Below are 12,873 nucleotides of genomic sequence, written 5' to 3' on the forward strand. Positions count from 1 at the left end.
CCAACATAAAATAAAAACCCCTTGCGTGTTCGCACAAGGGGTTTTTTTTGAGTGCTGAGTATTCAGGCCAGGATTTTCTTGACGATTTTCGCTGGATTGACGCCGATTAAACGTTGATCGAGTCCCTGGAAACGGAATGAGAGCCGGTGGGGATTCAATCCCAGTAGATGCAAAATAGTCGCATGCAGGTCATGAACGGGGACTTCGTCTTCGATGACATTAAATCCGAAATCATCCGAGCGGCCGATAGTCGTGCCTCCTTTGATGCCGCCGCCTGCCAGCCACATGGTAAAGGCATTGGGGTGATGGTCGCGGCCGTCATTGCCCCCTTGCACCATCGGCGTGCGTCCGAATTCGCCGCCCCATACAACCAGCGTATCTTTGAGCAGGCCACGCTGTTTGAGGTCTTTAATTAACGCCGCTGATGCCTGGTCAGTGGCTTTGCAGTTATTTTTCAAGCCGCCGACAAGACCGCCATGCTGGTCCCAGGATTCATGGAATAATTGGATACAGCGTACGCCTCGTTCAACGAGCCGGCGCGCGAGCAGGCAGTTATTCGCAAAGGAACTTTTGCCAGGCTCAGCACCGTACATTTCGAGGGTCTGTTTTGTTTCCTGGGTAATATCCATCACATCCGGTGCGCTGGACTGCATGCGGTAAGCCATTTCGAAGGAATTGATCCGGGTGGCGATTTCAGGATCGCCGACCTGCTCAAGACGATTCTGGTTTAACGCTTTTAAGGTATCGAGCGAATCTCGCTGTAAATGCTCAGAGACGCCGGGAGGATTTTTGAGATAGAGCACGGGTTCCTGTCCGCCGCGGAACATGACTCCCTGATGTACGGTCGGTAGAAAGCCGCTGCCCCAGCAGGAGTTACCGCCACTGGGACCTTTATTTCCCGAACTGAAAACGACAAAACCGGGCAGGTTTTTCGATTCGCTGCCCAGTCCATAGATGGTCCAGGCACCCAGGCTGGGTTTGCCGAAGAGTTGTGAACCGGTTAACGCCTGGATTTGTGCGGGGGCATGATTGAAGGCGTCAGTTTTCATACTTTTGACGATGGCAATGTCATCGACGACTTCGGACAGATGCGGCAGGATTTCCGAGAGTTCCGCACCACATTGTCCATGTTTGGCAAATTTGAATTTGGGGCCGAGGAATTTGGAGTTGGGATCAATAAACGCGGCACGATAGCCTTTGAGAAGTTCTTCGGGGGGCAATTTACCATCAAATTTCCCTAAGACCGGTTTGTTATCGAATAGTTCCAGATGGCTGGGGCCCCCGCCCATAAACAGGAAGATAATATTTTTCGCTTTGGGCGGATGGTGAGGCTTTCTAGGCGCTAAGGGATCTTGGATATCGCCGGTTTTTGTGGGGGCCGCGTATCCGGATTCCTGTAACATCTGCTGTAGGGCGATCGCTCCCGCTCCAACGCCGCATTGTTGCAGAAACCAGCGGCGTGCGATGGGATGGGCCGGGTGTTGATCTTGATTCATGATATTTTACCTGCTTTATCGAAGACGTAAAAAGAAGGCTGCTATTGAGAGGGCAGTCTCTCTTTTTCTGCCGGTGATTTTTCTGCGGTTATTCTTTGGTAATCGTTTCATCCATATTGAGTAGGACGCGAGACAAAGCGACCCAGGCTGCGAAATCGGTAGTATTCGTTTTCGTTTTATTATGAGCGGCAAGCTGTTTGGCTTCTTCCGGATGGTCTGCAAAATAGGTGCGTTGTTTTGTCAGGAACTGGCTCAACAACTGTTTTTCAGACGCGGAGGGAAAACGGGAAACACAATTTCGAAAGGCGGTTTCAATGCGTTGTTCGTCTGTAGCGACCTGTTGAGTCAGTGTGGTTTCCGCCAGGCCGGTGGCACATTCCATAAACAGCGTTTCATTGAGTGTTGTCAAAGCCTGCAAGGGCGTGTTGGAACGGGTCCGTTTGACGGTAGAAATATCGCCGTTGGGGGCATCAAATGCTTGCAGCATCGGATAGGGAACCGAGCGGAAGCGGAACGTATAAATGGCGCGGCGGTAACGATTGTCATCCTCAGCTTCGATCCAGGTTTTGGGCCCGTAGCTGGCCGGTTTCTGGTATAGAAACGCGGGTGATGGCGGATACACGGATGGGCCTCCTACTTTGGGATTGAGCAGGCCACTGGCTCTCAGTGCGATATCGCGGACGAGTTCTGCATCGACACGATAACGGGGGCCGCGTGCGAAGAACCGGTTGTACGGATCTTTCGCATACAGTTCCGGGCTGACTTTTGAAGATTGCTGATAGGTGCGCGAGGTCACGATCAGAGTGTGTAGTTTTTTCAAATCCCAACCCTGATCCATAAACCAGACGGACATCCAGTCCAGCAGTTTTCGGTGAGTAGGAGCAGCGCCTTGTGAACCGAGGTCTTCGCTGGTGCTGACGATGCCTTTGCCGAAATACGCCTGCCAGACACGGTTTACGATGGCGCGAGCGGTGGTGGGTGATTTGCGATCGACGAGCCAGCGGGCAAACGTCAGGCGGTTCACAGGAGCATCCTGGGGCAAGCGATTCAAAAAGTCGGGGACTCCCGGCTGGACAACTTGTTTCTTTTTAAGAAAGTCGCCGCGATCGAGTAGATGTGTCGACCGTGGATCAGGACGTTCCTGGTACACCAGCTGGGTTGCCCCTTGTGGGTGCTGTTTCCAGAGAGCTTCGATTTCGTTGTTTTCTGCGCTCCATTCGGGGACTGTGGTTCGCCAATAGCTGAAGAGTTGGTTCTGTTGTTCTGGCGTACGTTTGGTGTGGGGAATCTGCAGGATCTGTCTGATCGGATCGGGAACCGGATCAACCTTGGCATTATCCGCACTGCTGCAGGAAATTCGGAAGCGTCCCAGATTCATGGTCTGATTATCGTCGCTGTTCCAGCCGCCGTGCATTTGCACCAGACTGATTTTTAATTTCGTGCCTTCCGGATAGCCGAAAGGTTTGTCGGCGCGGAAGACGGCTTCGCGTGGCTGATTGAATCGTCCGGGGCCGACATCAATGCCCCAGGCAGTAGTATTATCGCCGTCGATGGCATAAGCGACGGGGCCCGTAAACCCGCGGACTCCCTTTTGATCAGCGTATTTTGGTGGCAGCTGCTGTCGTTCATTGCTGAAGTCAGCGGTGGCTTTAGAGAATTTCACGCTGGTCGTTTGCTTGGGATCTTTTGGATTGATGACTGTGAGTTTGATATCGGTCAAAGCACACAAGCCTTCAATCGATCGACCAGGGCCGCCCGCGGGCAGGTTGGGGTGATTCAAAAGTTCGAGGCGGAGGGCTTTGAGTTCAGAAGCATCCACGGTGGCTTCAAAATTGGACGTGAATTTAGATGGTGCATAACCTTGTGCCAGCATCGAATGATCGGGCTGTTCGAAATAACGCTGTGAGTTACTGTCGGTATTCGTAAGCTTCAATACGGTCCACTCAGGTTGGTTGTGCTGGACTGTCTGTTCCCAGGCGGCCATTTTTGCAGACCAGTCGGGCAGCTTGGCTTTGAGTGCCTGTTCGATGGCGTTGATTTTCTTCAAGAGTGCCTGGCGTTTGTGTTGTTCTTCATCGGTATAGCCGCGAATGCTGGCTTCATACGAATTATTGATACAGGCAAAGATCTGATAATAGTTCTCCTGAGTCAGGGGGTCGTACTTGTGTGTGTGGCATTGACCGCATTGTAGTGTGAGCCCCAGCACGCTTTTGCCGATGGTATCCATCCGGTCGAACATGGCTGTCATGCGAAACTCTTCGGGGTCGATGCCCCCTTCTTCATTCAACATCGAATTCCGCATGAAGCCGGTGGCAATTTGCTGGTCTTGAGTCGCGTTCGGCAACAGGTCGCCGGCGATTTGTTCGAGTATAAACTGGTCATAAGGCATGTTCTGATTGAACGCGTCAATGACCCAATCGCGATAGAGCCAGACTTCGCGTGGTGCGTCTTTTTCATAGCCGTTGGAATCGGCATAGCGGGCGGCGTCCAGCCAGATGCGTCCCCAGCGTTCGCCGTAATGGGGGGAAGCGAGCAGCCGTTTGACCTGCTTTTCATAAGCGTTGGGCGCTTTGTCGTTGAGGAATTGATCGACTTCCTGAATACTTGGCGGCAAGCCTGTCAGGTCCAGACTCAGTCGCCTCAGGAGAGTAATTCGATCTGCGGGTTTAGAGAATGTCAGCTGCTGCTGTTCCAGTTTTTCGAGCACAAATGCGTCGATTGGATTTTGAACGAGCTGCTTTTGTTTGACGTTAGGCAGTGCTGGTTTCTCGGGAGGTTGAAAGGCCCAGTGAGAAGCCCAGGGGGCACCGGCGGCAATCCACTTCCGAATTTTTTCTATGTCTGACGTGGAGAGTTTTTTGCCGGAATCCACGGGGGGCATTCGCTCGTCTTCATCAGCAGTAATCATCCGCTGGTAGATCAAACTTTCGTCTGGTTTCCCCGGCACAATCAGTGCGTGTCCGTCGTGCGCACCGAAGACACTTTCTTTTAAATCTAATCGCAGCTCTGCTTCGCGGTGTTCTTCATCGGGGCCATGACAGGAGAAGCAGGCATCAGATAACAGTGGGCGAATATCAGTTGCAAAATCAAAATCAATCTGCGTTGTTTTTTCTGTTTCTGCAGACGCATTTTGAAACAGGAACGCAGCGGAAGCGATCAGGCAGAGTAACAAAAATGAGCACGTTCGAACGACCATAATTCTTCTTTCGGTCAACCGCTGAGATCGGGAAATCAATACCGTGATGAAGAAAGAAACGAGGCGGTGATTGACGGACTATTGAGTCTTATCAAAGCAACTGCAAACCCGGATTTTCTGTTAATCGGAATGATTTACGAATCTCAAAACCAAACACGAGTGAATACCGGTCCGCCACTTTACCCAAAGTGGGGTAGCTCAATCATATTGTAAGTCTAATTGAGCAGGTGACTTAAGCCAGGCAAAGGTGGGTAGGCTGCCTGGCATTGTCTCTTGTTTATTATAGGGGCGGCGACATGGGAAATTCAAGTTTTGTCTTTCGTGGGCTCAATAAATAACGCGACATAATTGTGAAGATTTGCGCGAAATCTTTGCCGTATGTTTATTAAACCATAACAAAAGCCCCTGTTTGATCAATATTGCTACGCATTATTCATGTGTTCTTAATGGATCGGGCGGAAATAACTTCACATTCACACGATATCGTACTCCCAATTGAAGATTTCAGCCGGCAACGAAAACTTCAAGACAACGTAACAGATTGAATTCAATCCAGAGGTGAAAAGAAGAAGTGAGTTTCAGGGGGGGACAGATCAGAATCATACATCAAAAGTCAAGCTGATGGGGATGACCTGTTTTCTTACACAAGTAATTTGTTTTTAGCCTTCATTGTTCGCGTATCCGTCAAACTCTTTTAAAACAACAGGAAACAAAATGAAAAAGTCGCGTTCTCGTAATGTCAAACGATCAGGTTTTACGCTGATCGAACTTTTGGTAGTGATTTCGATCATCGCCTTGTTAGCAGCTCTATTGATTCCCGCAGTCTTCGCAGCTCGTGAATCAGCACGTTCTTCACAGTGCAAAAGTAACTTGCGTCAGTTCGGTCTCTCCATGCATGCCTTCGCTGCGACCGATCCTAGCGGACGGTACTGCACGGGTGCTTATGACTTCCGTCGTGACGGATGTCCTGACACTTGGGGTTGGGTTGCCGACATGGTGAACAGTGGTGCTGGTCTTCCTCAGAAGATGCTGTGCCCTTCTTCCACACTGTTGGGTTCTGAAAAACTGAACGACATGATCGGTGTGGCAAATACCAGTAATAAAGACAATGCCCCACCAGCTCGTCTGTTGGAAGGTGTCTGTGCTACATGGACTTCAGGAACAGAAGGTACAGATCCTCGTATTCTACAAGTTGCGAAACTGCTGGAAGACGGTTATGGAACAAACTATGCGTCCAGCTGGTTCCTGGTTCGCTCTGGTGCAAAAACCAGTGCTGGTGTTACTGCATCTGGCTTAAAAGGTTTTGGCGGTAGCTTAGGTCCTCTGACAATTCGTCGTCTGGATTCTTCTCGGGTTTCTTCTTCAGCTATTCCCTTCATGGGGTGTGGTGCTCCTGGTGATGTGGGCGAAGCTGTTTTGTCTCACTCCATTCCAGGATTTCTAGATTCTGGCGAACGATTGGCTGAGTCCTTCAACGATGGACCTGCTTTCTGGAATCCATCTGCTGGATCAGGTGGTGCCATCGATCTGATGCCTGCCGGTACCAACGTTGTTGGTGCGATCCCTGTTGAGCTGCCAGATCCGAATCGTGCTGGAACTCCTGGAACTGATGGTATTCTGTGGCTGCAGGATTCTCGCGACTGGTATGCATGGCACGGTCGTGGCCGTAACAAGATTTGCAACATCCTGATGGCTGACGGTAGCGTGAAGGCTGTCGTTGACCTGAATGGTGACGGCTTCCTGAACCCAGGTTTCACAGGTTCCGCTTCAGGTGGATCAGGTCACACAGATGCGACTGTGGAACTGCGTCCTTCCGAAGTCTTCTCCGGCCCCTGGCTTGATGCTCAGTTGACCAAAGGCAACTTCGAATAATCCAAGTCTAACTTCTACTGAAAGACAAGTAAATGGCGAGTGGCTGGTGTTAAACCGGCCACTCGTTTTTTCGTTTACATTCAACAGCCATTGGTTATGAAATGATGTCTTTGATGACATGCCCGTGCACATCGGTCAGACGGCGATCAATGCCGTTGTGTCGGAAGGTCAGTTTTTCATGATCGATTCCCAACTGGTGCAGGATCGTGGCATGCACGTCATAGCACATCGTCGGATTAGCGGGATCGGCGGGTTTGAAGGACCATTGATCTGATTCGCCATAAGTTGTACCCCCTTTAATACCACCGCCCGACAGCCAGTTGGTAAACACAAACGGATTATGATCGCGGCCTTTGCTGCCCTGGCTACAGGGCATTCTGCCAAATTCCGTGGTCCATAAAATAATCGTATCATCCAGCATGCCACGCTGCTTGAGATCTTTAATCAAGGCAGACGCTCCGATAGACATGCCGCGACCTAATGGCCAGTGATCGCGTTTGATATCTTCATGCGAATCCCAATTGCGGCGGGGATGGCCGTTGTCTGCTCCCGACCAGATTTGTACAAACCGCACACCCTGTTCCAGTAGACGCCGGGCGACCAGGCAGTTTCTACCAAAGTACGCGATTTCGGCGGCTTCACTGATGCCTTCCTGCACTTCAAAGTCGGTTGAGTTCAACCCGTACATGTTCAGCGTGCTTTTGGTTTCATTCGAAAGGTCGAGTACTTGGGGCGCCTGCAACTGCATTTTGGCAGCCAGTTCGTAGGACTGAATTCGCGCGTTGAGTCGTGAATCTCCTGCGCGTTCCTGTTCGTGGCGTTGATTTAACTGTTTTAAGGCAGCCAGGACGTCACGATCGCTTTGGCGGGTGATGAAATCGTTTTTGGGAGGGAATAAATTGGAAATGGGTGTCTCTGAATTCGGGCGGATCATGGTTCCCTGATTGCTGGCAGGTAAAAAACCGGCCGACCAGTTGGCAGCACCATTGGGAGCGAAGCCGCGCGGGTCTGGTAGCACAACAAACGTGGGCAAGTTATCGGTGAGACTGCCGAGCCCGTAGCTGATCCAGGCACCCATGCCAGGGAAACCGGGCAGAATGAACCCGGTGGCCTGCATAAAGGTGGCGGGCCCGTGCACGTTTGACTTGCTGACCATATTGTGAACGAATGCCATATCGTCGACGCAGTCACCCAGCGGTGCGACACATTCGTTGAGCCATTTTCCCGATTCGCCATATTGCTTCCATTTCCAGGGAGCCTGCATAGTTTTACCCGGAGACGATTGAAACAACTGCACCTGTTCGCCGGGATCCCAGGCGTTGCCATTCTCTTTAATCAGTTCGGGTTTATAGTCGAATGTGTCACATTGACTGGCGGCGCCCGACATATAAAGTTGAATGACTCGTTTGGCACGCGGCGGGTGATGTAGTGTCTGTGTTGTGGTTGGCGCAGCGGCCAGGAGTTGATCGTTCTCCAGTAGAGACGCCAGAGCGATCCCCCCCAGTCCTCCTCCTGCCGACATTAAAAACTCACGACGATCCATGAGATCACTTTCTGTATTGATTAATCGATAAAGATAAATTCATTACTGTTGAAGATCAGGCGACAGACATTTTTCATGCCATGCTGTTTACCAATGCTCTGCAATATCTGTAGTTCTGCTGCATTCGGCGTCCGGCCTAATGCGGTTTCGAAAGCCAGCTTGATCTGCGCCGGCAGGTCTGCTGCTTCGGTCTGGACTTTTTGCGCGTAGAACTCAGACATGCTCACCATGAATTGATCATTCAACAGGGAGAGTGCCTGCAGCGCAGTGAGAGTCGGGATACGCTTGGGGGTGATCTGTGAAGGATCGGCACAATCCAGCGACTCCATGAACGGGTCGGGGACCGAGCGGACCACAAAGCGGTAGATCGAGCGTCGTAGTGATTTGGCTTTCGCAGGATCAAACTTTTCGTATAAATAGTGCGGCGAGTGTTGTGGTTTTTCCAATACAAACAACCGGTCTCCCGGGCCGTACATGGTGAGGTCCAGTTTTCCGCTAACTTGCAGGGCCGCATCGCGAATCGCCTCGGCTTCCAGTTTGCGGCGGTTCATTCGCCAGAGCAGGCGGTTATCGCCGTCGATTAGATTACCTTGTTCATGGGAGCGTGATGATTGCTGATACGCAGTACTCAAGACCAGCATACGGTGTAATTTTTTGAGCGATTGTCCTTCGTCACGAAATCGGCTGGCGAGATAGTCGAGCAGTTCAGGATGTGTAGGGAGCGAGCCCATTTTCCCAAAGTCGTTGGGTGTATCAACGATGGCTTTCCCGAAATGATATTGCCAGACCCGGTTCACAATCGAACGCCAGGTAAGCGGATTCTCGCGGCGGGTGATCCATTGTGCTAATGCAAGCCTGCGGGCACCTTCGTTATTTGCGTCTTCAAGTTGGAATTTACCTGGAAGCCCTTTGATCAGGTTTAAGGTTGCCGGTTGAACTTCTTTCATGGGGGCTTTTTCACTGCCACGACTGAGCAGAAACACGGGCCGTGGTTCCCCTTCGGTCGGTTTGAAATTTCCCTGTCGGGAAAAATGCGTGGCTGCAGCGAACACCTTATGACGCGCGGGAAGTTGGTTCAGATTCTTTTTGATCTGCTTTAACTTGAGACTGCGCTGCAACAGCGTGTTTTTTTCTTCAGGTGTCGTTAGGCTGGCGATCAGTTGATTGCGTTTCGATTGCAATTGTGCGAGGTCTGTGTTGGAATCAGGACTTTGATAATAGTCGCCGTCAATGACATTTTTACGGGACCATCGGGGCGGTGCTTCGATGGAATCGAGGGTGGTAACCGTTGCTTGTGTAGCGAGGTTCTTACCTTCTGAATTGAGGACTTTGATTTCGCCCAGTGCAAACATGAAATCGTTCGAGCGGGGAGTGAGTTTTGTGGCCGTCATTCTCAGGTATTGAAAGCTCTGGCCTTTCAGATCAAATTTGACGAGCCGGGTTAGCGGATTGGGAAAATTTGCTTGTGTCTGATCGGCGATGAGAGTTTTGGATGTTTTGAAATTTGCTGTGTCCGAAATTTCCAGTTTGAACCGCCTGGGAAAACCAAAGCCCGCGCCGATGTTATTAAAATCATCATAGGCGGCGTAGAGCGTGATCTGATCTGCGGTGACTGGCTGCTTGAAGTTGAGTTGCACCCATTTCGGGGTTTTGTCCGTTTTTTCAATTCGGCTGTGATAGCCATATTTGTCGCCTTGGCCCTGTTTGACTTTGAGAGCCTGTGCGATCTTTGTGTCTAGTGTCGTCAGTGTTTTTCCACCGCGTGTCTTGATCAAATCGACGAGTTTTTGATACTCGCGTTGGGTTGTGGTTTGCGCCGCCAGGAGTTGCTTGCGTCTGTCTGCTGTCTGGGGATCCGGGTCGTATTCCCGTTCGGCTCGGTCGATGCCGGCAAAAACAGCTTGTAAGCTATAATAGTCTTCTTGGGCGATCGGATCGAATTTGTGGTTGTGACAGCGGGCGCATTGGACTGTCAGGCTGACGGTGGTATTCATCACCGTTGCGACCATGTCGTCGCGATCAAGATTGCGAGTGATTTTTTTCTCAATCAGCTTTTCGTTGATTTCAATTTGTCCCACCCAGTCAAACGGGCCGGCGACAACAAAGCCGGTCGCGGGGATGCCGTCGGTCGAATAGGGTTTGATGACATCGCCGGCGAGCTGTTCCTGAATAAATTCCGAGTAAGGTTTATCCTCGTTCAGGGCACGAATGACATAGTCTCGATACGGCCAGGCGTTTTCACGAAGCTTGTCTTTATCGTAGCCATGTGTGTCGCCGTAATGCACGATGTCAAGCCAATGGCGGGCCCAGCGTTCGCCGTAGCGGGGCGATGCCAGGAGTTGATCGACGAGCCTTTCATAGGCACGTGGATTTGGATCGTTAACGAATATTGAGATTTCCGCGGGTGACGGGGGGAGTCCGATCAGATCGAAATAGAGGCGACGGATCAATGTGCGGCGGTCGACAACCGGGGAGAAGGAGAGCTTCTTCTCTTGTAGCTTGGCGAGTAGAAAGGCGTCGACGGGAGTGTGGACCAGTTTTTGATTTTCTGCTGAGAGTGAGGGGACAGCCGGCTGTTGTAATGGCTGGAACGACCACCAGTCGGTTTGCGAAAGCTGGGCTTCGCGAATTCGCGTGCCCTCTGGCCAAGGGGCGCCCGCTTTGATCCACTGTTTAAGTGTTTCAATTTCTGCTTTGGATAATGGCTTTCCTTTTTTGGGCATTTCCGGTTCGGGGCCGATGACATAATCCAGCAGCGAACTTTCGTCCGGCTTACCTGCTACCAGCACGTTTCCACTTTCGCCCCCTTTGAGGGTACTGCTCTGACTCTCCAGTGAAAGGCCGCCGTCTCGGGTGCTGTCGTTATGGCATTCAATGCAGTGTTTTTGCAGAATCGGTGCCACCTGTTTTTCAAATGGAAAATCTGCTGTGGACGCCGTTGTCACGGAGTGCACACAGAACATCACTAAAAACAGTGGCATGGGTATGAAAATCCGTTTGGTGAAAAAAAACATATTCGCTTTTCTTTTTCTCTCTGAGTGGGAGAATTAATAGGCAGAACGTGAGTCGGAATGCCTCTTGTTTTTGTGTAACCGATTATAACCGATAAGTCAGTTTCTGGTTTATCTGTTTGAAAAAAAGTGTCTACTCTGTTTCCAGATCAAATAACTGTTGATTATTGCCTGTTTTTAGAGTGACTTTCAGTTCAGTCTGACGGTTGAAACGGGGCGGGATGCCATTTTCAAATTCGTCCACCATGGTTTCGCCATCGGTTTCCAGAATCTGTTTGCCCGTGGGAACACTCGAATCGATTTCGACTCGATACTCTCCGGGGCTGGGGCCTGTTTCTTTGGGAATGACAAATTTTCCTGATTCGATATTTGTTCCTGCAGCGGCGCCTTTCCCTTCAGGGATGAAGGTGATGACTCCCTGATTTACTGGTTCTCCGTTGAGGGTTACCATGCCTTCGACTTGAGTTCTCTCGAAGGCATCGCTCTTCCCACAACCAGTCAGGCAAAGCAGCCCAGTCAGGCAAAACAGAATAGTACAGAAAGTTAATCGGATCGAATTCGTAATACGCACTGAAATCACCTTTTTTATCAAGCTACTGTGCACAACATATCTGGTTGTGTTGGAGATGTAACAATGTCGCAGTTTAAAACTCACCGATCACTTCGCCGCCACTCATGCTGCTTAGACTCTGCCAGGTGCCAAGGTCGATGTTTTCTGAAATAAATCGTACGGCACCATCGCACAACAGCGCGTGTACGCCGCCAACGTGCAGACTGCGAGATGCGTTACTTCGGTTACCTCCCGAAATCCCGCCAGTGCAAGGCAGGCGACCGGCTTCGGAAACACAATGTGTTACCAGATCGGGGGCAGAACTGTTTGGGCCGACGCGTGTCATCACAACCGATTCCGGTTCATCATTCCAGATCCAGGCGCGATAGTCATCAGCGCCGGTCTCAGGTTTGAGCATTTCCATCATTGCCAGTGTATTACTTGAGCCATCGGTAATGTCCCGCATTTTGGCTCCGAAGGTATTTCTAAAGGGAGAGGGTTCGATTTGATTGCCGAAGGTTCCCCGCCCCCAGTTGACCGCATAGTTACCACGAATACTGCCATCGGGATTCGAACTCCAGATCGCTTCACGGTCGGTGGGGCATTGCCATACGGGAATCGGAACCAGTCGCACGCCGTTACCTGCGGGTTGGGGATCATGCACGGTGGCGTGCCAGTTTTGATCGTGATCGTACAGATTGTAGATATTGGCCTGATCGATGTACGGCAGCAAATGCAGGCAAAACGGAGTGCGTTTTCCGGAAGGAGAGGAAGGAGTGACAACGCGATAAATCATGCCAGGAGGAAACAGGCGGTGTGTTTCGTGATAGTTATGCAGAGCCAGCCCCAGTTGTTTCAGATTGTTTTTGCAGGTGCTGCGGCGGGCCGCTTCGCGTGCCTGTTGCACTGCCGGGAGTAACAGTGCAATTAAAATGGCGATGATGGCAATCACCACCAGTAGTTCGATTAATGTAAACGCGGAACGTGGGTGACGGTCTTGTTTGTGAGCGACTAACATTCGTTCTCCCTGGTCTGAACCTGAAATAAAAAGTAAGTAATTAATATTTAGAAAAAGACTCCTCGGTTGTTTTTAAGCGTACATCAACAGTGTTCTATCGTGAGGAGCGGGATCAGGGGTGAACCAAAGCGCGCCCTCATTAAGTATATGGCGCGCTGATTTTTGAATTAGTACCATCCGTTTTGAG

At 50.8% G+C, this 12,873-nt stretch carries 7 protein-coding genes; 1 reads left to right on the forward strand and 6 read right to left on the reverse strand.

The genetic code is table 11. The features are described from left to right. Window positions 1-62: 62 nt before the first annotated feature. Complete coding sequence (locus AAC022_RS12425) at window positions 63-1,496, reverse strand: DUF1501 domain-containing protein (protein WP_339731333.1); 1,434 nt, start codon at window positions 1,494-1,496, stop codon at window positions 63-65. Between the two features lie 88 nt (window positions 1,497-1,584). Continuing rightward, window positions 1,585-4,692, reverse strand: coding sequence for a PSD1 and planctomycete cytochrome C domain-containing protein (locus AAC022_RS12430; protein WP_339731334.1), 3,108 nt, complete (start codon window positions 4,690-4,692; stop codon window positions 1,585-1,587). A gap of 714 nt (window positions 4,693-5,406) precedes the next feature. On the opposite strand from AAC022_RS12430, the gene AAC022_RS12435 reads away from it, so the two are divergent. Beyond that, window positions 5,407-6,564, forward strand: a complete 1,158-nt coding sequence (locus tag AAC022_RS12435) for a DUF1559 domain-containing protein (RefSeq protein ID WP_339731336.1) — start codon at window positions 5,407-5,409, stop codon at window positions 6,562-6,564. Window positions 6,565-6,658: 94 nt separating this feature from the next. Here the strand turns inward: AAC022_RS12435 and AAC022_RS12440 are convergent, their stop codons facing one another. The 4 genes from AAC022_RS12440 to AAC022_RS12455 all read right to left on the reverse strand — a co-directional run bounded on the left by AAC022_RS12440 (window position 6,659) and on the right by AAC022_RS12455 (window position 12,686). Continuing rightward, window positions 6,659-8,107, reverse strand: a complete 1,449-nt coding sequence (locus AAC022_RS12440) for a DUF1501 domain-containing protein (RefSeq protein ID WP_339731337.1) — start codon at window positions 8,105-8,107, stop codon at window positions 6,659-6,661. A gap of 20 nt (window positions 8,108-8,127) precedes the next feature. Continuing rightward, complete coding sequence (locus AAC022_RS12445; RefSeq protein ID WP_339731338.1) at window positions 8,128-11,088, reverse strand: PSD1 and planctomycete cytochrome C domain-containing protein; 2,961 nt, start codon at window positions 11,086-11,088, stop codon at window positions 8,128-8,130. 163 nt (window positions 11,089-11,251) lie between these two features. Further along, on the reverse strand, window positions 11,252-11,689 hold the full coding sequence (locus AAC022_RS12450; RefSeq protein ID WP_339731339.1) for a hypothetical protein: 438 nt from the start codon (window positions 11,687-11,689) through the stop codon (window positions 11,252-11,254). A 73-nt stretch (window positions 11,690-11,762) separates the two neighbouring features. Beyond that, window positions 11,763-12,686 carry a DUF1559 domain-containing protein gene (locus AAC022_RS12455; RefSeq protein WP_339731341.1) on the reverse strand — a complete coding sequence of 308 codons (924 nt, stop codon included), beginning with the start codon at window positions 12,684-12,686 and terminating at the stop codon, window positions 11,763-11,765. Window positions 12,687-12,873 lie beyond the last annotated feature (187 nt).

The organism is uncultured Gimesia sp., from assembly GCF_963976445.1.
Lineage (GTDB): Bacteria > Planctomycetota > Planctomycetia > Planctomycetales > Planctomycetaceae > Gimesia.